The following is a 21130-nucleotide window of genomic DNA, read 5'->3' as shown; positions in this document are numbered from 1 at the left end:
ATCAATCTGCCTGAAACGCCGGCCGTCCTGCGCTTTCTACACTGCACTGCAGCCGTGGCGGACGCCTGCATGGCCCGCCCCTGATGCCCCGCACTGCCCATGACCGCCTTCGTTCCCCTTCCCGCCACACCCACCGCCGACACCCCGGCCCGTCGCTACACCCGCACCGCCATGCTGCTGCACTGGGTGCTCGGCCTGGCCCTGGTGGGCATCTTTGCCGTTGGCGTGTACATGGCCGACCTTCCTTTCTCACCGCAGCGGCTCAAGCTCTACAACTGGCACAAATGGGCGGGCGTCACGCTGCTCGCCCTGTCCGCGCTGCGCCTGCTGTGGCGCGTCACGCACCGCCCCCCCGCCCTGCCACCCGCCATCGAGCGGGCCATGCCGGCCTGGCAGAAGCTGGCGCACCACGCCACCCACGGGCTGCTGTACGTGCTGTTCTTTGCCGTGCCCCTCATCGGCTGGGCCTACAGCTCGGCGGCCGGGTTTCCCATCGTCTTCCTGGGCCTGTGGCAGCTGCCGGACTTCGTGCCGGTCAGCAAGGCCCTGGCCGAAGCCATCAAGCCCTGGCATGAGATCACGGCGTTTGCCATGGCAGGCCTGGTGCTGCTGCACATCGCCGGCGCGCTCAAGCACCAGTGGGTGGACCGCGACGGGCTGGTGGCACGCATGCTGCCGTAGCCGCAAAGCCGCCCCCTCCCGAGCCGCCATGCGCCTTCGCACCGTGGTGCATCGGCCCCGTCAGCTTCAGGCGCTGCGTGCGCCGGGCCTGGGACCGCTGACGCTGATGACGGCTTTCGCTTTCAGTCTTTTGAACGGAGTTTTTGCATGAACCTGTCTACCCCCCTGTCCCGCACCCTGCTGGTGGCCGCCGTGGCCCTGAGCGCCCAGGCGGCCATGGCCCAGCAACAGCTGGTGCCCGCCCAGAGCGAGGTGCAGTTCACCGCGCGCCAGATGGGCGTGCCGCTGGATGGGCACTTTTCCAAGTTCAGCGCCCAGGTGGCGTTCGACCCGGCCAAGCTGGCCACCAGCAAGATCACCTTCACCGTGGACACCGGCAGCGCCACGCTGGGATCGCGCGAAACCGACGCCGAACTGCCCAAGCCCGCCTGGTTCAACGTGCCGAAGTTTCCGCAGGCCCAGTTCGAGTCGTCCAGCATCAAGGCGCTGGGCGGCGGCAAGTTCGAGGTGGCGGGCAAGCTCACCATCAAGGGCAACACCCAGAACGTCGTGGTGCCGGTGGCGCTGGCCCAGAGCGGCGCCACCACCACGGCCACGGGCACGCTGCCGATCAAGCGGCTGGCCTTCAAGATTGGCGAGAACGAATGGGCCGACACCTCGATGGTGGCCGATGACGTGACGGTCAAGTTCAAGCTCGCACTCACCGGGGTTCCGAAGCTCTGACGCAGGGCACCGCCCTCACGGCAGGGCGGCCCTTGCGCGGCCGCCCCAGGTGGCGCGACGCCAGATCGTCGTGCCATCCCGAACCGAACCGCTGATCTCTTTTCCTTTTTCCCCCAACCAGGAGTTTTTCACCCATGCGCAAGTCCCTGTTCTCCCTGCTCGCCGTGGCAGCCGCCGCCACCCTGACCGCCGGTGCCGCCCAGGCCGCCAACTACGCCATCGATCCCACGCACACCTTCGTGACCTTCGAGATCGGCCACTTCGGCACGACCACGAACCGTGCCCGCTTCGACAAGAAGCAAGGCGCCGTGGAGTTCGACCGCGCGGCCAAGACGGGCAAGGTGGAGATCTCCATCGACACGACTTCGGTGAACTCCGGCACGCCCGCCTTCGACAAGCACCTGCAAAGCGCCGACCTGTTCGACGCCGCCAAGTACCCCACCATCAAGTTCGTCTCGGACAAGCTCGTGTTCAACGGCGACAAGGTGAGCGAAGTGGCCGGCCAGCTCACGCTGCTGGGCAAGACCGCCCCCGTCACGCTCAAGGCCACGCAGTTCAACTGCTACGACAGCCCCATGCTCAAGCGCGAAGTCTGCGGCGGCGATTTTGAGGCCACCATCGACCGCACCCAGTGGGGCATGAACTACGGCGTGGAATGGGGCTTCCCCAAGAACGTGCGCCTGGTGGTCCAGGTGGAAGCCGTGAAGCAGTAAGCCATCGGTGCCAGACCGCTGGCGGCCGCCCATCGCTGGGCCGGCCCACGGCACTCAGCCGCCCCTGCCCTGGCGCAGCGGGCGGCTTTGTTTTTGCCGGGCCGAGCGCGCCGGGCCTCTCCGCCAGGGCGCCGCCAGGCGCCACACGCTCATGCCGCGTCCAGCGAGGCGTCCAGGTCCCAGCCCGCGGGACGCCAGGCCCACACCACCGTGGGCTGCACGGCCCGCAGGAAGGCCAGATCGTGGGACACCACGATCACCGCCCCGGTAAAGGCCGCCAGCGCGTCCTGCAAGGCCTGCGTGGCGTCCCCGTCCAGGTGGTTGGTGGGCTCGTCCAGCAGCAGCATTTGCGCCGGCTCGCCAGCCCACAGCGCGCAGGCCAGCGCCGCTTTCATGCGCTCGCCGCCGCTGAGCACACCCGCCGGGCGGCCCACCCTGGCGCTTCCCAAACCCAACTGGGCCAGGTGCGTGCGCAAGCGTGCCTCCGGCCAGCGGCAACCCAGCGCCTGCAACCGCTCCACCACACTGAGCTGCGCGGGCAGCAGCGCAGGGTCGTGCGGGTCCAGCCAGGCCGCCCGGACGCTGCGCCGCACCCTGCCCGCCGCGGCCGTCTCGGGCGTCGCGATCAGGCGCAGCAAGGTGCTCTTGCCGCAACCATTGGGCCCCACCACCGCCACGCGCACCGGCCCGCTCCACACGCCGTCCAGCGGCGCCCGCTCCAACGGGGCGCGGGGGGCGCGCACCCGCTCGAAGGCGAGCACCTGCTTGCCCGCCTCAACCCGGCTTTGCGGCAGCACCAGCGCGGCCTCTGGGGGCGGCGCCGTGCGTGATGCGGCGCCACGCACGGCGTCCTCCAGCCGCTGGCGCTCCTGCTGCTGACGCTCGCGCTCGCGGCCCGCGTGGGCCTCTGCGTTGTTCTTTTTGCGGTCCAGCAGCAAGGCCGCCTGGTTGGCCGTGCGCCCGGCTTCGTGCCCGCGTGCCGCGCGGCGCAACTGGGCGTCGTGCTCGCGCTGCAACGCGCGCAGGCCCCGCTCCCGCTCCGTGCGTGCATGCTCCAGCGCCGCCTGCGCGGCTGCCGCTTCCGCCGCGCGCTGGCGCTGGTACAACGCCCAGCCGCCACCGTAGCGCTGCGCGCCCGCCGCCGACAGTTCCACGAGGCTGTCCACGCCGGCCAGCAGTTCCCGGTCGTGGCTGGCGACCAGCGCGGCCCCCTTCCACGCGGCCAGCGCCTGCGCCAGGCAACGCCGCGCGGGGCGGTCGAGGTGGTTGGTCGGCTCGTCCAGCACCAGCAGGTCCGCGCCGGAAAGAAAAGCCCCCGCCAGCGCCACGCGCATGCGTTCGCCCGCACTCAGCTGCCCCGCTGGATGCTCCGGCGGCAGGCCTGCCAGCCCCCAGGCCGATGCCGCCTGCGCCCAGCGCTGCGGCAGGTCCCAGCAGCCCTCCGCCAGCAGCAGGTCCTCGGGAGCTCCGCGCCCGGCCTGCAACCGCACCAGCGCACCCCAGGCCGGCCCCTGGCCCGCCAAGTCGGCCACCGTGGCGCCGACGCCCGCACCGGGCTCCTGGCCAACGCCACGGCACACGCCACGGCGCAGCACCACCCCGCAGGAAGGCTGGCGGCTGCCGGCCGCCAGTTGGAGGAAAACGCTCTTGCCGCTGCCATTGGCACCGACCACGCCGGTGACGCCCGGCCCGATGGCCACGTCCAGCGGCTGTGACCACAGCGGTGCCGCCCCGAGGGGGCCCCAGCCAACGCCGTGAAAGTTCACGAGGGCAGCCCCTGCGGCAGGGCCGGCAGAAGAGAACGAAGAAGAAAAAGAAGAGGAAAAGGAGGACGCGCCAACACTGCCCTGGGCAGCCGCGCTCCGGTGGGGAATCGCCATGCCAATGCACTCCAGACAAGACCAACAAACCTCCGGGCCAGTGAAGGGCTCCAGAAGGAACGGCTTGAAAGGGGCTTACAGGCGCATGGGAGTCGAGCCTCCGAGGGGAAGCGGAAAAAAGCGATGGAGGCGCAGTCTACTGCACAACCGCGGGCCACGGCCAGGCCGGGCGGCGGCGCTGCGCCCGGCGCCGCCAGGGAGCTTCGCGCCGGGGCTTTGGCAGCAAGGGAGAGCAGGCCGGTAAAATCCTTCGATCCCGCCTCCAGTCAACCTGACGGCATCCTTCGGGATGCCGTTTTCCTTTGCCATTCCGCCATGAGCGACACCATTGCACAACCGGGCCTCGAAAGCCTGTCCAAGTCCTTTGAACCTGCAGCGCTGGAAGCCCACTGGGGCCCCGAATGGGAGGCGCGCGGGTATGGCAAGGCGGGCCACCGCGGCACCGGCGCCCCGCAAGCGGGCGAGCCGTCCTTCGCCATCCAGCTGCCGCCCCCCAACGTGACGGGCACGCTGCACATGGGCCATGCGTTCAACCAGACGATCATGGACAGCCTCACGCGCTACCACCGCATGCGCGGCTTCAACACGGTGTGGGTGCCTGGCACCGACCACGCGGGCATCGCCACGCAGATCGTGGTGGAGCGCCAGTTGCAGGAGCAAGGCATCAGCCGCTACGACATGGGCCCCACCCCGCCCGAGGCGCGCAAGAACTTCGTGAGCAAGGTGTGGGAGTGGAAGGAAAAGTCCGGCAACACCATCACCACGCAGATGCGCCGCATGGGCGACAGCGTGGACTGGAGCCGCGAATACTTCACCATGGACGACAAGCTCAGCGCCGTGGTGACCGACACCTTCGTGAAGCTGTACGAGCAAGGCCTGATCTACCGCGGCAAGCGCCTGGTGAACTGGGACCCGAAGCTGCAGTCCGCTGTGTCCGACCTGGAAGTCGAGAGCGAAGAAAAAGACGGCTCGCTGTGGCACATCGCCTACCCGCTGGCCGACGGATCGGGCAGCCTGACGGTGGCCACCACCCGGCCTGAAACCATGCTGGGCGACGTGGCGCTGATGGTGCACCCCGAAGATGCACGCTACACGCACCTGATCGGCAAGATGGTCGACCTGCCGCTGTGCGACCGCCAGATCCCGGTGATTGCCGACGAGTATGTGGACAAGGAATTCGGCACGGGCGTGGTCAAGGTCACCCCCGCGCACGACCAGAACGACTACGCCGTGGGCCAGCGCCACAAGCTGCCCATGATCGTGGTGCTGACGCTGCAAGCCACCATCAACGAGAACGCGCCCGCCAAGTACCAGGGCATGGACCGCTTCGTGGCCCGCAAGGCTGTGGTGGCCGACCTGGAAGCCCTCGGCGCGCTGGTCGAGGTGAAGAAGCACAAGCTCATGGTGCCGATCTGTACCCGCACCGGCCAGGTGATCGAGCCCATGCTGACCGACCAGTGGTTCGTGGCGATGAGCAAGGTGGCTCGCGAAGGTACGGGCGACCCCACCGGCAAGAGCATTGCGCAAAAAGCCATTGATGCCGTGGCCAGCGGCGAAGTGACCTTTGTGCCCGAGAACTGGGTGAACACCTACAACCAGTGGATGAACAACATCCAGGACTGGTGCATCAGCCGCCAGCTGTGGTGGGGCCACCAGATCCCGGCGTGGTACGACGAAGAAGGCAACGTGATCGTGGCCCGCACGGAAGCCGAGGCGCAGGCCAAGGCACCGGGCAAAAAGCTGCGCCGTGACGAGGACGTGCTCGACACCTGGTACTCGTCCGCGCTCGTGCCCTTCAGCACCATGGGCTGGCCCCACCAGGGCAACAGCGCCACCGACGACTTCAACCTGTACCTGCCCAGCACCGTGCTGGTGACGGGCTACGACATCATCTTCTTCTGGGTCGCCCGGATGATCATGATGACCACGCACTTCACGGGCCGCGTGCCGTTCAAGCATGTGTACATCCACGGCCTGGTGCGCGACGCGCAGGGCAAGAAGATGTCCAAATCCGAAGGCAACGTGCTGGACCCGGTGGACCTGATCGACGGCATTGCGCTGGAGCCCCTGCTCGACAAGCGCACCACCGGCCTGCGCAAGCCCGAGACCGCGCCCACTGTGCGCAAGAACACGCAAAAGGAATTCCCCGAAGGCATTCCAGCCTACGGCGCCGATGCGCTGCGCTTCACGTTTGCCGCGCTGGCATCGCTGGGCCGCAGCATCAACTTTGACAGCAAGCGCTGCGAGGGCTACCGCAACTTCTGCAACAAGCTCTGGAACGCCAGCCGCTTCGTGCTGATGAACTGCGAGGGCCAGGACTGCGGCCTGAAGGAGCACACCAAGGAAGAGTGCCAGCCCGGCGGCGCGATGCATGGCTACATGCAATTCAGTCAGGCCGACCGCTGGATCAGCTCACTGCTGCAAAAGACCGAGGCCGAAGTCGCCAAGGGCTTTGAAGAGTACCGCCTGGACAACGTGGCCAACACGATCTACGACTTTGTCTGGAACGAGTACTGCGACTGGTACCTGGAGATCGCGAAGGTGCAGATCCAGAACGGAACGGAAGCACAACAGCGCGCCACACGCCGCACGCTGATCCGCACGCTCGAAGCCATCCTGCGCCTGGCGCACCCCATCATTCCGTTCATCACCGAAGCCCTATGGCAAGTAGTGGCGCCCGTGGCCGGCATCCAAGGGGCGTCGGTCAGCATCGCCCGCTACCCCGAGGCACAGCCCGAGAAGATCGACGAGGCGGCGATCGCCTACATGGGCCGCGTGAAGGGCCTGGTGGACACCTGCCGTGCGCTGCGCGGCGAGATGAACGTGTCTCCCTCCACCCGCCTGCCCCTGTACGTGGTGGGCGATGCCGACTTCATGCGGGGCGTGGCGCCGGTGCTGCAAGCCCTGGCCAAGCTGAGCGAAGTCAAGGTGTTTGACGACGAGGCCGCCTGGGCCGCCGCGGCGCAGGCCGCGCCGGTGGCCGTGGTGGGCGAAGCGCGCATGTGCCTGTTCATGGAGATCGACGTGGCGGCCGAAAAGGCCCGCCTGGCCAAGGAAATCGCCCGCATTGAAGGCGAAATCGCCAAGGCCAACGGCAAGCTCTCCAACGAAGCGTTTGTGGCCAAGGCCCCCGCCGCCGTGCTGGAGCAGGAGAAGAAACGGGTGGCCGACTTCACCGCGACCCTCGGCAGATTGCGCGATCAGCTGACACGACTGGGCTGAAACAGCCGCCATACTTTCTGGTAGATGCGGTGCGCCTCGTCCCTGGGTGACCGAGCCCCCGCCCGTTTTGTTCGTCTAGAAAGATCCTCATGACCGTTGCCACCGCCGTCCGCAAAGCCGTGTTCCCCGTTGCGGGCCTGGGTACCCGCTTCTTGCCCGCCACCAAAGCTTCGCCCAAGGAAATGCTGCCCGTGGTGGACAAGCCCCTCATCCAGTACGCCGTGGAAGAAGCCTACGAGGCCGGCATCCGCGACATGGTGTTCGTCACCGGCCGCAGCAAGCGCGCCATTGAAGACCACTTCGACACCGCCTACGAGCTGGAAAATGAGCTGGAAAACGCCGGCAAGCAGGAAATGCTGGCGCTGGTGCGCAATGTGGCGCCCGACGACATGAACTGCCTGTTCGTGCGCCAGCCCCGCAGCCTGGGCCTGGGCCACGCCGTGCTGTGCGCCGAACCGCTGGTGGGCAACGAGCCCTTTGCCGTGCTGCTGGCCGACGACCTGATGGTGGGCAACACGGGCGGCCCCGGCGTGATGGCGCAGATGACCGCCGCCTTCGCCAAACAGGGCCGCTCGCTGTTGGCGGTGCAGGAAGTGCCGCAGGAGCACACGCGCCGCTATGGCATCGTGAAGGGTGAAAGCGCCAGCGACGGACTGATCCGCATTGACGAAATCGTGGAAAAACCGGCGCCCGAAAAAGCGCCCTCCCGCATGGGCGTGGCCGGGCGCTACGTGCTCACGCCCCGCATCTTCCAAGAGATCCGCAACCAGCCCCGTGGCGTGGGCGGCGAGATCCAGCTCACCGACGCCATCGCGCGCCTGATGCAGCACGAGACCGTGTATGCGTTTGAATACGAGGGCAAGCGCTACGACTGCGGCAGCAAGGAAGGCTTCTTGGAAGCCACGGTGGAGCTGGCGCTGCAGCACCCGCAGGTGGGCGCGCACTTCCGCGAATACCTCAAGGGGCTGGCGCTGTAAGTTCCGGGAGAGCTTGGGGCGGGTGCAATGCGCACCGCCCTGCAAAAATGCGAAATCCTCCTTCCGCCCGCGCGGAGGAGGATTTTTTTTATCGCAGACCGTCGCCAGCGCTGCGTGAGCTCCGGGCGGAGATACCCACGCGGCTTAGCGTCGCCGCAGCACGTGGATGAACTCATCCCCCACGGTCTGCTGCTCGACCAGCTCGTTGCCCGTCTGCTTGGCAAACGCCTGGAAGTCGCGCAGCGAACCACTGTCGGTGGCCACCACCTTGAGCAGCTGGCCGCTGTCCATGTCGGACAGCGCCTTTTTCGCCTTGAGGATGGGCAAAGGGCAGTTCAGGCCCCGGGTGTCGATTTCTTTGTGGATGTCCATGGTGGGTGTCGTCTTCGGTTTCAGTCTTTTGCCTGGGGCGGCAGGTTCAGGCCGCGGCGGCGCTCTTCGTTTTCTTCGGCGGTGAAGAACACCGGCTCGTGCCCCCGGGTGCGCAGCCAGTCGGCCAGCGCGTAGCCCGTGCCAGCAGGCCAGCATTTGAGCTCGTGCAGGTCGTACATCCGGTAGTCCACCAGCTCGGGCGACAGGCGCACCTCGCCCGTGGCGACCACGTGGTAGGCAATGATGATCTGGTTCATGCGCAGGAACTCGTAGGCGCCCACCAGCGTCGCGGACTGCACGTCGAGGTTGGTTTCTTCCTTCACCTCGCGGGCAATGCCTTCCTGCGGCGACTCGCCGGCCTCCATGAAGCCGGTGATCAGCGCAAACATCTTCACGGGCCACGCCGCATTGCGCGCCAGCAGCACCTTGCCGTCCACTTCCACGATGGCCGCCAGCACGGGCGTGGGGTTGTTCCAGTGCGTCCAGCCGCAGGCCGGGCAGCGCAGCCGGGCCTTGTCGCCCCCGTCTTCGGCCTGGGTGATCCACTGCAGCGGCGTGCCGCAGTGCGTGCAGAAGCGGGTCTCGTAGTGCATGCTGTTGTCGCTCTTATTTTGATAGCTGCCAGCGCTTATCCATACAGCGCCGGAGCCCTATTGTTTGCAAAAAACCCGCGCTCAGGCCGGGAACACGCCGGTGGACAGGTACCGGTCGCCCCGGTCGCACACCACAAAGACGATGGTGGCGTTGCTCTCGCGCGCGGCAATCTGCTGGGCCACCCAGCAGGCGCCAGCGGCGGAAATGCCGGCAAAGATGCCTTCTTCGCGCGCCAGGCGGCGGCACATGTCTTCGGCATTGTCCTGGCTCACGTACACCAGCTCGTCCACGGTGCTGGCGTCGTAGATCTTGGGCAGGTATTCCTGCGGCCACTTGCGAATGCCCGGGATGCGCGAGCCTTCCTCGGGCTGCGCGCCAATGATCTGGATGGCCGGGTTCTTTTCCTTCAGGAAGCGCGAAACGCCCGTGATGGTGCCCGTGGTGCCCATGGCGCTCACGAAGTGGGTGATGCGCCCGCCCGTCTGCTCCCAGAGTTCGGGGCCGGTGGTTTCGTAGTGGATGCGGGGGTTGTCGGGGTTGGCGAACTGGTCCAGCACCTTGCCTTCGCCGCGCTTTTGCATGGCCTCGGCCAGGTCGCGGGCGTGTTCCATGCCGCCGCTCTTGGGCGTCAGCACCAGCTCGGCACCAAAGGCCTTCATGGTCTGCGCACGCTCGATGGAGAGGTCTTCGGGCATGACCAGCACCATGCGGTAGCCCTTGATGGCAGCGGCCATGGCCAGCGCAATGCCGGTGTTGCCGGACGTGGCCTCAATCAGCGTGTCGCCAGGGCGGATGTCGCCCCGCTCCTCGGCGCGGCGGATCATCGACAGCGCAGGCCGGTCTTTCACCGAGCCTGCAGGGTTGTTGCCTTCCAGCTTGCCCAGCACCACATTGCCGCGCGCGGCGTTGTCCTGGGCGCCAATGCGCTGCAGCGCCACCAGCGGGGTGCGGCCCACGGCGTCTTCAATCGTCGGATAGTTCATGCGCCCTACTGTGCCATAATTCGCGGCTTCACGAATTCCCGCCCGGGTGGTGAAATTGGTAGACGCAGGGGACTCAAAATCCCCCGCCGCAAGGCGTGCCGGTTCGATTCCGGCCCCGGGCACCACAGATCAGGCTGGCAGCTTCCCGCTTCCGGCCTTTTTTGTGGGCGCCTGCAGCCCGGCACGCCCCTTCGCCATGACCGCCACCGCACAAGACCTGATCGCACTCGCCACGGTGTGGGCCTACCGGCTCGCGGCGTATGCGCTGGAGAATCTGGCCGAAGACGCGGCGCTGCTGGCGATGGTGTTCTGCTGAGCCGCCGCACAGGCGGCCGGGGCGCGGCGGGATCAGTTGTCTTGCCGCCGGATGAGCTGGCGCCCGCTGGGCGTGATGGAGAGCTGGCCGCTGGGGCTCCTGGCGATGTGGCCCCACTCCAGCAAACGGGCCGAAACGTGTTCCTTGATGGCATGGGGCACGGTCAGGACCTTGCCCATTTCCAGTTGCTTGAGGGTCTCGATCTCGTCAACCGTGGGATCGAAATGCGGAGCGTGGTAAGTCGTCATGGTGCGCTCTCTCGAAGGGAGGGTGGATGGTGTCAGACTGACTCGGGCCGGCCCAGAATAGTTCAGCCCCCACCCTCGCGCAAGCGCAGCCCCCCGGTCACGCGGCAGGCGCCGACTCGGCTGCGGCGGCCTGCAGCCAGTTGGCGAACGCGGCCAGCACCGGCGGCTGGCCCTGCGCAGGGCTGATGAGGTAGTACGCCCGTTCGCCGCGCAGCGGCCGCGCACAGGCCACCACCAGTTCACCGCTGGCCAGCTCCGCCTCGATGAGCATGGGCGGAATCAGCGCCACGCCCATGCCCTGCGTGGCAGCCACGGACAGCATGGAGAACAGCTCATAGCGCGGCCCGTCCAGCGCGCGGGGGGCTTCCACCCCCATGGCGTCGAACCACTGGCGCCAGCCGTAGGGGCGCGTGCTCTGCTGCAGCAGCGGCAGTCCGGCCAGCGCCTCGGGCGCCACCGGCTGGTGCGCACGGCCGCGGCCGCGGGGCGCGGCCTGCTCCAGCAGGCGCGGGCTGCACACGGGCACCACCTCTTCGTGCAGGAGCAGCTGCGCCTGCACGCCCGGCCAGTTGGCGACCTGCTCGGGCGTGCCGGCGTACAGCGCGGCATCAAAGGCCGTGTCGGCAAACAGGAAGGGGCGCGTCTGCGTCTCGATGTGCACCACGATGTCGGGGTGCTGCCGGGCCAGCTGCGGAAGGCGCGGGATGAGCCAGCGCGTGGCAAACGTCGGCACCGCCGCCAGCGCCAGGGTGCCGCCCTCGCCCTGGTGGGCCATCACGTCCAGCGTGTCCCGCTCCAGCCCCTGCATCCAGCGGGCCACCTGGCGGCCGTAGTGCGCGCCCGCGGGCGTGAGCACGACGCCGTGCCGGGTGCGGCGAAACAGCTGCACGCCCAGAAACTCCTCCAGCGCCTGGATCTGGCGCGAGACGGCGCTTTGCGTGAGCGACAGTTCCTGCGCGGCGCGGGTGTAGCTCTCGTGCCGGGCGGCAACCTCGAAACAGGCCAGGGCCTGGGTGGATGGGATGTGGCGGCGCATGCTGTGCTGATCAGGAATCTGAAAACGGCGACCTATGGCGCCGTCTTTGGGATTACCAGTATTCCATACATTCCAGAAACGCATTTCTGGATGAGAACAAGTCGCTTGCCGCCCCTGCAGCAGCGGCCTACGATGCGCCCCGAATTCCTTCTTTTATTGCCTGTTCCTCCTTTCTTTCCTTTCTTTCGGAGATACCGCCATGGCCCACGCCGCCTTCCAATGGGACGACCCCTTTTTGCTGAACCAGCAACTGAGCGATGATGAGCGCGCCGTGCGCGATGCCGCCGCCGCCTATTGCCAGGACAAGCTGGCCCCGCGCGTGCTGGAGATGTTCCGCCACGAAAAGACCGACCTGGCCATCTTCCGCGAGATGGGCGAACTGGGCCTGCTGGGCCCCACCATCCCCGAGCAGTACGGCGGCCCGGGCCTGAACTACGTGGCCTACGGCCTGATCGCCCGCGAGGTGGAGCGCGTGGATTCGGGCTACCGCTCGATGGCCAGCGTGCAAAGCTCGTTGGTGATGGTGCCCATCCATGAATTCGGCACCGAGGCGCAAAAGCAGAAATACCTGCCCAAGCTGGCCACGGGCGAGTGGATCGGCTGCTTCGGCCTGACCGAGCCCGACCATGGCTCCGACCCCGGCAGCATGGCCACGCGCGCCTACAAGGTCGATGGCGGCTACAAGCTCAAGGGCAGCAAGATGTGGATCACCAACAGCCCCGTGGCCGACGTGTTCGTGGTCTGGGCCAAGGAAGTCATCCAAGGCGGCGATGGCAAGGATGTGGTCGGCCCCATCCGCGGCTTCGTGCTGGAAAAGGGCTGGAAGGGCCTGACGGCCCCGGCCATCCACGGCAAGGTGGGCCTGCGCGCGTCCATCACCGGCGAGATCGTGATGGACGACGTGTTCGTGCCTGAAGAAAACGCCTTCCCCGAAGTGCAGGGCTTGAAAGGCCCCTTCACCTGCCTGAACAGCGCCCGCTACGGCATCGCCTGGGGCGCGCTGGGCGCGGCCGAGTTCTGCTGGCACACCGCCCGCCAGTACACGCTGGACCGCAAGCAGTTTGGCCGCCCTCTGGCCGCCAACCAGCTCATTCAGAAGAAGCTGGCCGACATGCAGACCGAGATCGCCATCGGCCTGCAGGCCTGCCTGCAGTTTGGCCGCATGAAGGACGCGGGCACGGCCAGCGTGGAAGGCACCTCGATCATCAAGCGCAACAGCTGCGGCAAGGCGCTGGACATTGCCCGCTTGGCACGCGACATGATGGGCGGCAACGGCATCAGCGACGAGTTCGGCGTGGCCCGCCACCTGGTGAACCTGGAAGTGGTGAACACGTATGAAGGCACGCACGATGTGCACGCGCTGATCCTGGGCCGGGCGCAGACGGGCATCGCCGCGTTCGCCAACTGAACCCTGCCCCGACTCCCCTCTCCCCTCGCGGGAGAGGGGCCGGGGGAGAGGGGGCAGCGGCGCATGCGGTGTGCCTCATCACCCCCTCTCCCCAACCCTCTCCCGCGAGGGGAGAGGGAGTTGACAAGTGGCTCCTCCACGCGCATTTCAAGTTTTTTAGGCCGCCAGCGCTTATTGGACAAGCGCTGGCAGCTATCAAATTCATAGTTCATCAACACCATGACCACCTCCCCCCCCAACCCAGGCGCCCTCGCGGGCATCAAGGTGCTCGACCTCTCCCGCGTGCTCGCAGGCCCCTGGTGCACGCAAATCCTGGCCGACCTGGGTGCGGACGTGGTCAAGGTGGAGCGCCCCGGCGTGGGCGACGACACGCGCCAGTGGGGCCCGCCCTTCCTGAAGGACGCCGAGGGCAACGACACGAACCAGGCCAGCTACTACACCGCCTGCAACCGCAACAAGCGCTCGGTCACCATCGACATGGCCACCCCCGAGGGCCAGGCACTCATCCGGCAGATGGCGCAGCAGGCCGACATCGTGGTGGAGAACTTCAAGGTCGGCGGCCTGAAGCAATACGGCCTGGACCACGAAAGCCTGCGCGCGCTGAACCCGCGCCTCATCTACTGCTCCGTCACCGGCTTCGGGCAGGACGGGCCGTATGCCGAACGCGCGGGCTACGACCTGATGGTGCAGGCCATGACGGGCCTGATGAGCATCACCGGCCATGCCGACCACCAGCCCGGCGGCGGCCCCATGCGCGTGGGCGTGGCTGTCATCGACCTGTTCACCGGCCTGTATGCCAGCAACGCCATCCTGGCCGCGCTGCATGTGCGCGACAACGCCGTGAGCGGCACCGGCCAGGGCCAGCACATCGACATGGCGCTGCTCGACGTGGGCATGGCCGTGCTCGCCAACCAGGCCGCCGGCTTCCTGGCCACGGGCAAGGCCCCGGGCCGCATGGGCAACAGCCACCCCAGCCTGGCGCCCTACCAGGACTTCCCCACGGCCGACGGCAACATGCTGCTGGCCATTGGCAACGACGGGCAGTTCCAGCGCTTTTGCGCGGCGGCCCACCAGCCACAATGGGCCAACGACCCGCGTTTTGCCACCAACACCCTGCGCGTGCAGCACCGCGCCGAGCTGATCCCGGCCATGCAGGCGGTGACGCGCACACGCACCACCGCCGACTGGATTGCGCTGCTGGAGGACAAGGCCGTGCCCTGCGGCCCCATCAACACCATCGCCCAGGCGTTTGACGACGCGCAAGTGCAGGCCCGCGGCCTGGCCGTATCGTTGCCGCGCTGGAAGGATGGCGAAGCCGGCGACGGCGTTGCGCAGATCACCGGCGTTGCCAGCCCGCTGCGGCTGTCGGCCACCCCGCCGGTACGGCGCAACGCGCCACCCGCCCTGGGCCAGCACACCGATGAAGTGCTTGCAGAGATGGGGCTGGATGCGGCGCGCATTGCGGCGTTGCGCGCGAGCGGGGTGGTGTAGTCAGCCACGGACATCCCCGGCCAGGCCATGCCGGTCCGCCCATGCCGAAGGTCCGCCCACACTCCGGCGCTACCGGGCTCTGCCCTTATTTCGCGCCATCCAACTCCTCGACCAGGGACTGCATCTCACCGATCTCGCGCCGTTGCGCGTCGATGATGCTTTGCGCCAGTGCACGCACACGCGGGTCCGACAAATGAGCCCGCTCGCTGGTCAGGATGGCGATGGAATGGTGCGGGATCATGGCTTTCATCCAGGCGACCTCGTCCACGGTCTGCTGGCTGCGTAGCAGCCACAGCGCACCACAGAACACCCCTGTGCTGACCACAACGATGGCGATGTTGGCCCGCCTGCTGGGGTACATGCCATGCATGAAGGCGAGCATCACCAAGGCCATGCCTGCGCCCATGTACAGGGCCATGAAGGCACGCGTTTCACTGAAGTAGAGGTGGTCCCACGCATAGGTGTTGAGGTACATCATGCCGAACATCACCAAGGTAGACACGGCGATCATGGCCGCGAATCGAACGTAAGACTGCATGGTGGCGCTGCCCCTTTCCAGATCTGCCAGGCTCGCCCCGCGCGGCGCACATGGGTGAGCTGCGCGCCGGGCGGGCCGCCGTGCACACGATGCTGCACCGGCGGGAGCGAGGTGTGTGTAGGAAGCCGCGCCGAGGAAAGGGCGAATGCCCCCTCGCAGGAGGTCGCCGGGGCTTAAAACTCGGCTGAAATACGCTACAGCGCTTTACCAGCCATTGCGAGCAGCTCCTCTTTTAATAGCAAAATGACAGGAGTCAGGGCACCTTCGCAGTCGCCGTCAGGCCGGCTCGGCTTGGGCCGAAGCCTTGGCCAGCGTGGGCGAGGCCAGCTTGCGCAGGTAGGCCATGGTCTGCAGGCAGGCCTGCGCCACCTCGACGCCCTTCTTCACGAAGTGCTCGCGGAAGAAGCGCAGATGGTCCTCGTGGTCGTGGAAGTCGCGCGGCGTGAGCACGGCCGACATCACGGGCACCTCGGTGTCGAGCTGCACGCGCATCAGGCCGTCGATGACGGCGGTGGTGACGAACTCATGGCGGTAGATGCCGCCGTTGACCACCAGCGCGCAGGCCACGATGGCGTCATAGCGCCCGCTGCGCGCGAGCTTGCGCGCGAGCAGTGGAATCTCGAACGCGCCGGGCACGTCAAACAGCGCCACCTGCGCGGGCGGCAGGCCGTGGCGGTCGAACTCGGCCAGGGCCGCGTCGCGGGCCTGGTAGACGATGTCCTGGTGCCAGCTGGCGCTGATGATGGCCACGCGGGCGCCGCGGTGGGCGGCGACGGGAGCCAGGGAAGAGACAGAAGAAGTAGTAGCAGAAGACAACTGATTCATGGGGTTCCTCCATAAAGGTCAGACCAGAATCAGGGCGCGCGCGAACACGTGCCCCTGGCAGGTGGCGCAGCCCGCGGGCGCGCAACTGCGCGCCCACCAGCCGGCACCCGCCCGGGGCTCGTGGGTTTCGCGATCTCTTTCATCCGGACTGTGACCGTCGGCTCTGGCATCGCACCAGATCTGCTGACCCTGCGGCGCTGCTCCGAAGAACCTCGCCCCAGGCGCTCGCGGGCTCTTGCGGGTCTTTCACAACCCGCAAATACCGCCGGTGGGGAATTCCGCCCCGCCCTGAGAACGCTGCCGGCCCTGGAGGTCATCCAGGGCCGGCAGGTGGATTTTAGGAGCGCCGCGAAGTCAGCGGGGTCACCAAGGCGATTGGGGGGCGGCTGAGCGCTTTGCTTCGGGTGCTCGTCGCGCCTTTGTCCGCAGCGCCCCAACCACCCGTTCGGGCTCAGTTTGTCGAAGCCTTGGGCCGCGCTTCGACAAGCTCAGCGTGAACGGTGTGTTCGATGGTCTGCCGGGCCGCTCAGCGCACGCGCTGGAACCCGCCCTCGGCCCAGGCCGCCGCACTGGCGGGGGTGAGCTTGAAGGTGGGCGGTGCGGATGCGCGGGCCAACTGCTCGCCCAGTTCGTCCTGCGCGCTCAGCGTGGCCGTGGCGCCCTCTTCATCGGGCACGATCGCCAGCGCCACGCGCAGGCGCTGGCCCTCGGCCGAGGTGATGTGCACGCTCTTGTTCAGCTGCGCGTGCAGCTGCTGCTCGTGGCGGCGCAGCACCTCGCTGGCCGTCTTGACCAGGGTGTGGAAGGCGGACACGTCGAGCGGCTTGGGGTTCTTCTTGTCGCGCCCCATGGTCCAGGGGCCCACCAGCGCGGGCTCGGCCTCGCCCTGCAGGGTCATCGAGACGGCCCAGCCATCGTCCTCCTCGTTCTTGATGACGCGCGCCGTCCAGCGGCCGTCGCTCCAAAGGCGGGGTTCCTGAATGGTGTCGGGCGTGTCGTGGGAATCGGTCATGGGCAAGGCAGGGAAAGGCAGGGCAAAAAGGGGCGCAGAGCATAACGGCACGGGTATCACGGCCGGTCCTTCAATAACCGCTGGTTATTGAAGTGCATTACCCCGCCACGCCTGCCGTCTCGCGCAGCACCGCCATGAAGGCCTGCGCGGCCGGCGTAGGCGGCTCGCCCAGGCGGGTGATGAGGCCGTAGCCCGGCATGCGGTCGGGCCAGCCCACGGGGATGCGGGCGAGCAGGCCGCGGCGCACATACTTTTCGACCAGCGCCGAGGGCTGCAGCGACAGCATGGGCGTGGTGTTCATCAACTCCAGCGCGAACAGGAACGAGGGCGTCTCCACCACGCCCGCCGTCAGCGACAGGCCCGCGCCGCCAAACAGGTCGTCCGACACCTTGCGCACGGCCGTGGAAGGCGGGTACAGAATCCACGCCCAGTGCGCCAGCTCGGTCAGCGACAGGTCGGCCGCGCCGCGCAGCGGGTGGTGCGGCCCGGCCACCACCGACATGGGTTCGGCCGACAGGTGCTCGTAGCGGAACTGGCTGCGCTGGTCCTCGCTGGTAAAGCGGCCGATCATCAGGTCGATCCTGCGCTCGGCCAGCCAGGCGATGAGCTGGTCGCTGCTCTGCTCCAGGATCTTGAGCACCAAGAGCGGCCGCAGGCGCTGGATCTCCACCACCGAGGCCACCAGCACATGCGCGGCCGAGCCGGTGATGGCGCCCACCGTCACATGGCCGTGGCCGCCCTGCTTGAGGGCATTGAACTCGTCCACAAACTTGCGCTGCCCATCCAGCGCCGCACTGGCGTAGCGCAGCGTGAAAAGCCCCAGCTCGTTGGGCCGCATGCCGCGCGAAAGACGGTCGAACAAACGCGCCTCCAGGATCTCCTCGATGTCCATCAGGATCTTGGTGGCCGCAGGCTGCGTGACATGCATCTGCTCGGCCGTGAGCCGCAGGTTGCGCGTGCGGCCCAGGATGTCCAGAAACTGCAAATGCCGAAAGCGCAGCCGCGCACAGGCCTGCGCCAAAGACAAGGGTTTACCCGGAAATTCGTCTGGACTCATAAGCGTTTGGAATGGATTGTCGCAAAACATTCAGTGGACCCGGCAGGGCGCGAAACCTAACCTTCGCGCTGCGTCCATGACGGCTTGCCACAAAAGCTGCATGCGCCTGCGAGCCCCAGCCGGGGCCTGGCCATTCCAACGGAGACAAGACACCATGCAATTCAAGACCCTCGCCAAATCCTTGGCGCTCGGCGCCACGCTGCTGGCCGCCCTCACCGCGCCCGTCGCGGCCCAAGTTAAGGAACACACCTTCAAGGTCGGCATCGGCCTGAGCGACGACCACCCGCAGGCCCAGGCCGTGCGCCACTTTGCCGAGCGCCTGCAGGCCAAGAGCGGCGGCAAGATGAACGCCAAGCTGTTTGCCAGCGGCGCGTTGGGCAACGACGTGAGCATGACCTCGGCCCTGCGCGGCGGCACGCTGGAGATGACGATTCCCGATTCGTCCACGCTGATGTCGCTGATCAAGCCCTTTGGCGTGCTGAACCTGCCGCTCACCTTCAACAACGAGGCAGAAGCCGACGCGGTGCTCGATGGCCCCTTCGGCCAGAAGCTGCTGGCCATGCTGCCCGACAAGGGCCTGATCGGCCTGGGCTTTTGGGAAAACGGCTTCCGCCATGTGACCAACTCGCGCCGACCCATCAACACGGCCGACGATCTGGCGGGCCTGAAGCTGCGCGTGATCCAGAGCCCCTTGTTCCTGGACACCTTCAACGCGCTGGGCACCAACGCCACGCCCATGCCGTTCACCGAGCTGTACACCGCCATGGAACAAAAGGCCGTGGACGGCCAGGAGAACCCGCCCGCCACCATCCTGGCCAGCAAGTTCTATGAGGTGCAAAAGCACCTGGTGCTGTCGCGCCACATGTACAGCGCCTGGGTGCTGCTCATCTCCAAGAAGACCTGGGACGGCCTCTCGGCCGACGAGAAGAAGATCGTGCAGGAGGCCGCCCGCGAGGCCACGGTGTTCGAGCGCAAGACCATCCGCGCCTTCAGCGAAACCGCCCTGGGCGAGCTGAAGAAGGCCGGCATGCAGATCACCGAGCTGCCCGCCGCCGAGCAGGCCAAGCTGCGCACCAAGCTGCAGCCCGTGCTGGCCAAGTACGGCAAGGAGTTTGGTGAAGAGACCACCAGCGAGCTGATGGGCGAGCTGGCGAAGGCGCGGGGGAAGTAAGCCACTGGTTCGTTCCCCAGGGCGCAGCGTCCGGCTGCGCCCGGCCTCTCTATTGCGACGCCCCGACCTCATGACAAAAACACCCCGCCGCCCCTTCCGCTCCCGCGAATGGTTTGCCGCGCCCGAACGCTCGGACATGACCGCGCTGTATCTGGAGCGGTTCATGAACTACGGGCTCACGCCCGAAGAACTGCGCTCGGGCCGGCCCATCATCGGCATTGCGCAAACGGGTAGCGACCTGTCGCCCTGCAACCGCATCCACCTGGACCTGGCGCGCCGCGTGCGCGACGGCATCCGCGATGCGGGTGGCATCCCGATGGAGTTCCCCGTTCACCCCATCTTTGAAAACTGCCGCCGCCCCACGGCCGCGCTGGACCGCAACCTCGCCTACCTGGGCCTGGTGGAGATCCTGTACGGCTACCCCATCGACGCGGTGGTGCTGACCACGGGCTGCGACAAGACCACGCCCGCGGGCGTCATGGCCGCGTCCACGGTGGACATCCCGGCCATCGTGCTCTCGGGTGGGCCGATGCTGGATGGTTGGCACGAGGGGCAGCTGGTGGGCTCGGGCACCGTGATCTGGCGCAGCCGCCGTCAGCTCGCGGCGGGCGAGATTGACGAAGAAGAATTTCTGCAGCGCGCCTGCAACAGCGCGCCCTCGGCCGGGCACTGCAACACCATGGGCACGGCCTCCACCATGAACGCCGTGGCCGAAGCGCTGGGCCTGTCGCTGCCGGGCTGCGCCGCCATCCCCGCACCGTACCGCGAGCGTGGCCAGATGGCCTACGAAACCGGGCGGCGCATTGTGGAGATGGCGTACGAAGATTTGCGCCCCTCGCGCATCCTGACGCGGGAGAGTTTCCTGAACGCGCTGTCGGTCGTCAGCGTGGCTGGCGGCAGCAGCAACGCGCAGGTACACATCATGGCCATGGCGCGGCACGCGGGCGTGCAGCTCGATGCACAAGACTGGACCGACCACGCCTATGACCTGCCCCTGCTGCTGAACATGCAGCCTGCGGGCCAGTTCCTGGGCGAGCGCTTCTTCCGCGCTGGTGGCGTGCCCGCGCTGATGTGGGAGCTGCAGCAGGCAGGCAAGCTGCACGCCGATTGCGCCAGCGTGACCGGCAAGACGGTGGGCGAGAACCTGCAAGGCCGCGAGACCCATGACCGCGAGGTGATCCGCCCCTTCAGCAACCCGCTGATGCACAAGGCGGGATTTATGGTGCTCAGCGGCAACCTGTTCGACTTCGGGATCATGAAGACCTCGGTCATCTCCGAGGCCTTCCGCCAGCGCTACCTGAGCCGGCCGGGGCAGGAGGGCATCTTTGAATCCCGTGCCGTGGTGTTCGAGGGTGCGGACGACTACCACGCGCGCATCAACGATCCGGCTCTGAACATCGACGAAGGCTGCATCCTGGTGATGCGCGGCGCGGGCCCCATCGGCTGGCCGGGCTCGGCCGAAGTGGTGAACATGCAGCCGCCCGACGCGCTGATCCGGCGCGGCATCAACACCTTGCCCACGCTGGGCGACGGGCGCCAGTCGGGCACGGCGGACAGCCCGTCCATCCTCAACGCATCGCCCGAGAGTGCGGTGGGCGGCGGCCTCGCCTGGCTGCAAAGCGGCGACACCGTCCGCATCGACCTGAACACCGGGCGCTGCGATGCGCTGGTCGCCCCCGAAGAAATCGCGCGCCGCAAGCGCGACCTGCCCGCACCGCCGGTGCCCGCCAGCCAGTCGCCGTGGGAGGCCCTGTACCGCGAGAAAACGGGGCAACTGGCCGATGGCGCCACGCTGGACTTTGCGCTGGGCTTCCAGCGCATTTCCGAAAAGACGCCGCGCCACAACCACTGACAACAAACGGGCGGGCGACTGACGCCTGCCC

Annotated in this window: 19 protein-coding genes, 1 tRNA gene and 1 riboswitch; of the genes, 10 read left to right on the top strand and 10 right to left on the bottom strand. The window is 67.4% G+C overall.

Features of this window, described 5'->3' with window-relative positions; all coding sequences use genetic code 11:
* Positions 1-99 precede the first annotated feature (99 nt).
* The 3 genes from LWW96_RS12340 to LWW96_RS12330 all read left to right on the top strand — a co-directional run bounded on the left by LWW96_RS12340 (position 100) and on the right by LWW96_RS12330 (position 2117).
* Positions 100-681, top strand: coding sequence for a cytochrome b (locus LWW96_RS12340; RefSeq protein WP_291487395.1), 582 nt, complete (start codon positions 100-102; stop codon positions 679-681).
* Positions 682-828: 147 nt separating this feature from the next.
* Complete coding sequence (locus tag LWW96_RS12335) at positions 829-1404, top strand: YceI family protein (RefSeq protein ID WP_291487393.1); 576 nt, start codon at positions 829-831, stop codon at positions 1402-1404.
* 134 nt (positions 1405-1538) lie between these two features.
* Complete coding sequence (locus tag LWW96_RS12330; RefSeq protein WP_291487391.1) at positions 1539-2117, top strand: YceI family protein; 579 nt, start codon at positions 1539-1541, stop codon at positions 2115-2117.
* A gap of 149 nt (positions 2118-2266) precedes the next feature.
* On the opposite strand, the gene LWW96_RS12325 is transcribed toward LWW96_RS12330, so the two are convergent.
* Positions 2267-3997: an ATP-binding cassette domain-containing protein gene (locus LWW96_RS12325; RefSeq protein WP_291487389.1), complete on the bottom strand. Its 1731-nt coding sequence runs from the start codon at positions 3995-3997 to the stop codon at positions 2267-2269.
* Between the two features lie 315 nt (positions 3998-4312).
* On the opposite strand from LWW96_RS12325, the gene LWW96_RS12320 reads away from it, so the two are divergent.
* Together LWW96_RS12320 and galU are read left to right on the top strand one after the other, a co-directional pair.
* On the top strand, positions 4313-7219 hold the full coding sequence (locus LWW96_RS12320) for a valine--tRNA ligase (protein WP_291487387.1): 2907 nt from the start codon (positions 4313-4315) through the stop codon (positions 7217-7219).
* An 89-nt stretch (positions 7220-7308) separates the two neighbouring features.
* Complete coding sequence (gene galU, locus LWW96_RS12315) at positions 7309-8196, top strand: UTP--glucose-1-phosphate uridylyltransferase GalU (protein ID WP_291487385.1); 888 nt, start codon at positions 7309-7311, stop codon at positions 8194-8196.
* 144 nt (positions 8197-8340) lie between these two features.
* Here galU and LWW96_RS12310 read toward each other — a convergent pair whose 3' ends face one another.
* The 3 genes from LWW96_RS12310 to cysM form a co-directional block, all read right to left on the bottom strand.
* Positions 8341-8568 (bottom strand): sulfurtransferase TusA family protein, encoded by a 228-nt coding sequence (locus tag LWW96_RS12310; RefSeq protein ID WP_291487383.1) that lies wholly within the window; start codon positions 8566-8568, stop codon positions 8341-8343.
* A 20-nt stretch (positions 8569-8588) separates the two neighbouring features.
* On the bottom strand, positions 8589-9161 hold the full coding sequence (locus LWW96_RS12305; RefSeq protein ID WP_291487381.1) for an NUDIX domain-containing protein: 573 nt from the start codon (positions 9159-9161) through the stop codon (positions 8589-8591).
* Positions 9162-9242: 81 nt separating this feature from the next.
* Positions 9243-10145, bottom strand: coding sequence for a cysteine synthase CysM (gene cysM / locus LWW96_RS12300; RefSeq protein WP_291487379.1), 903 nt, complete (start codon positions 10143-10145; stop codon positions 9243-9245).
* A gap of 40 nt (positions 10146-10185) precedes the next feature.
* Between cysM and LWW96_RS12295 the strand changes: the two genes are divergently transcribed.
* A tRNA-Leu gene (locus LWW96_RS12295) sits at positions 10186-10270 on the top strand.
* A 223-nt stretch (positions 10271-10493) separates the two neighbouring features.
* Here LWW96_RS12295 and LWW96_RS12290 read toward each other — a convergent pair.
* Together LWW96_RS12290 and LWW96_RS12285 are read right to left on the bottom strand one after the other, a co-directional pair.
* Positions 10494-10709, bottom strand: coding sequence for a hypothetical protein (locus LWW96_RS12290; RefSeq protein WP_291487377.1), 216 nt, complete (start codon positions 10707-10709; stop codon positions 10494-10496).
* 97 nt (positions 10710-10806) lie between these two features.
* The gene (locus LWW96_RS12285) at positions 10807-11745 is read right to left on the bottom strand and encodes a LysR family transcriptional regulator (protein ID WP_291487375.1); all 939 of its coding nucleotides are present in this window, start codon (positions 11743-11745) and stop codon (positions 10807-10809) included.
* Between the two features lie 199 nt (positions 11746-11944).
* On the opposite strand from LWW96_RS12285, the gene LWW96_RS12280 reads away from it, so the two are divergent.
* Together LWW96_RS12280 and LWW96_RS12275 are read left to right on the top strand one after the other, a co-directional pair.
* Entirely contained in the window at positions 11945-13153 is a 1209-nt protein-coding gene (locus LWW96_RS12280) for an acyl-CoA dehydrogenase (RefSeq protein WP_291487373.1), read from the top strand.
* A gap of 219 nt (positions 13154-13372) precedes the next feature.
* Positions 13373-14644 (top strand): CaiB/BaiF CoA-transferase family protein, encoded by a 1272-nt coding sequence (locus tag LWW96_RS12275; protein ID WP_291487371.1) that lies wholly within the window; start codon positions 13373-13375, stop codon positions 14642-14644.
* A gap of 85 nt (positions 14645-14729) precedes the next feature.
* Here LWW96_RS12275 and LWW96_RS12270 read toward each other — a convergent pair whose 3' ends face one another.
* The 4 genes from LWW96_RS12270 to LWW96_RS12255 all read right to left on the bottom strand — a co-directional run bounded on the left by LWW96_RS12270 (position 14730) and on the right by LWW96_RS12255 (position 18076).
* On the bottom strand, positions 14730-15182 hold the full coding sequence (locus tag LWW96_RS12270) for a DUF305 domain-containing protein (protein ID WP_291487369.1): 453 nt from the start codon (positions 15180-15182) through the stop codon (positions 14730-14732).
* Between the two features lie 276 nt (positions 15183-15458).
* A complete protein-coding gene (locus tag LWW96_RS12265) occupies positions 15459-16007 on the bottom strand; it encodes a 6,7-dimethyl-8-ribityllumazine synthase (RefSeq protein ID WP_291487367.1) in 549 nt (182 codons plus the stop codon).
* Positions 16008-16134: 127 nt separating this feature from the next.
* Positions 16135-16307: riboswitch (FMN riboswitch) on the bottom strand.
* A 226-nt stretch (positions 16308-16533) separates the two neighbouring features.
* A complete protein-coding gene (locus LWW96_RS12260) occupies positions 16534-17019 on the bottom strand; it encodes a hypothetical protein (protein WP_291487365.1) in 486 nt (161 codons plus the stop codon).
* Positions 17020-17116: 97 nt separating this feature from the next.
* Complete coding sequence (locus tag LWW96_RS12255) at positions 17117-18076, bottom strand: LysR family transcriptional regulator (RefSeq protein WP_291487362.1); 960 nt, start codon at positions 18074-18076, stop codon at positions 17117-17119.
* 154 nt (positions 18077-18230) lie between these two features.
* On the opposite strand from LWW96_RS12255, the gene LWW96_RS12250 reads away from it, so the two are divergent.
* Together LWW96_RS12250 and LWW96_RS12245 are read left to right on the top strand one after the other, a co-directional pair.
* Complete coding sequence (locus tag LWW96_RS12250) at positions 18231-19247, top strand: TRAP transporter substrate-binding protein (RefSeq protein WP_291487360.1); 1017 nt, start codon at positions 18231-18233, stop codon at positions 19245-19247.
* 70 nt (positions 19248-19317) lie between these two features.
* A complete protein-coding gene (locus LWW96_RS12245) occupies positions 19318-21099 on the top strand; it encodes an IlvD/Edd family dehydratase (protein WP_291487359.1) in 1782 nt (593 codons plus the stop codon).
* The last annotated feature ends 31 nt before the right edge of the window (positions 21100-21130 follow it).

The organism is Acidovorax sp., assembly GCF_021287135.1.
Lineage (GTDB): Bacteria > Pseudomonadota > Gammaproteobacteria > Burkholderiales > Burkholderiaceae_C > Acidovorax.
The sequence above is the reverse complement of the archived record's forward strand: the minus strand, read 5'-3'. Positions and strand labels throughout refer to the sequence as shown.

Coding starts and splice junctions, on each gene's coding strand:
- LWW96_RS12340 (WP_291487395.1), top strand. CDS start 100: ATGACCGCCTTCGTTCCCCTTCCCGCCACACCCACCGCCGACACCCCG.
- LWW96_RS12335 (WP_291487393.1), top strand. CDS start 829: ATGAACCTGTCTACCCCCCTGTCCCGCACCCTGCTGGTGGCCGCCGTG.
- LWW96_RS12330 (WP_291487391.1), top strand. CDS start 1,539: ATGCGCAAGTCCCTGTTCTCCCTGCTCGCCGTGGCAGCCGCCGCCACC.
- LWW96_RS12325 (WP_291487389.1), bottom strand. CDS start 3,997: ATGGCGATTCCCCACCGGAGCGCGGCTGCCCAGGGCAGTGTTGGCGCG.
- LWW96_RS12320 (WP_291487387.1), top strand. CDS start 4,313: ATGAGCGACACCATTGCACAACCGGGCCTCGAAAGCCTGTCCAAGTCC.
- galU (WP_291487385.1), top strand. CDS start 7,309: ATGACCGTTGCCACCGCCGTCCGCAAAGCCGTGTTCCCCGTTGCGGGC.
- LWW96_RS12310 (WP_291487383.1), bottom strand. CDS start 8,568: ATGGACATCCACAAAGAAATCGACACCCGGGGCCTGAACTGCCCTTTG.
- LWW96_RS12305 (WP_291487381.1), bottom strand. CDS start 9,161: ATGCACTACGAGACCCGCTTCTGCACGCACTGCGGCACGCCGCTGCAG.
- cysM (WP_291487379.1), bottom strand. CDS start 10,145: ATGAACTATCCGACGATTGAAGACGCCGTGGGCCGCACCCCGCTGGTG.
- LWW96_RS12290 (WP_291487377.1), bottom strand. CDS start 10,709: ATGACGACTTACCACGCTCCGCATTTCGATCCCACGGTTGACGAGATC.
- LWW96_RS12285 (WP_291487375.1), bottom strand. CDS start 11,745: ATGCGCCGCCACATCCCATCCACCCAGGCCCTGGCCTGTTTCGAGGTT.
- LWW96_RS12280 (WP_291487373.1), top strand. CDS start 11,945: ATGGCCCACGCCGCCTTCCAATGGGACGACCCCTTTTTGCTGAACCAG.
- LWW96_RS12275 (WP_291487371.1), top strand. CDS start 13,373: ATGACCACCTCCCCCCCCAACCCAGGCGCCCTCGCGGGCATCAAGGTG.
- LWW96_RS12270 (WP_291487369.1), bottom strand. CDS start 15,182: ATGCAGTCTTACGTTCGATTCGCGGCCATGATCGCCGTGTCTACCTTG.
- LWW96_RS12265 (WP_291487367.1), bottom strand. CDS start 16,007: ATGAATCAGTTGTCTTCTGCTACTACTTCTTCTGTCTCTTCCCTGGCT.
- LWW96_RS12260 (WP_291487365.1), bottom strand. CDS start 17,019: ATGACCGATTCCCACGACACGCCCGACACCATTCAGGAACCCCGCCTT.
- LWW96_RS12255 (WP_291487362.1), bottom strand. CDS start 18,076: ATGAGTCCAGACGAATTTCCGGGTAAACCCTTGTCTTTGGCGCAGGCC.
- LWW96_RS12250 (WP_291487360.1), top strand. CDS start 18,231: ATGCAATTCAAGACCCTCGCCAAATCCTTGGCGCTCGGCGCCACGCTG.
- LWW96_RS12245 (WP_291487359.1), top strand. CDS start 19,318: ATGACAAAAACACCCCGCCGCCCCTTCCGCTCCCGCGAATGGTTTGCC.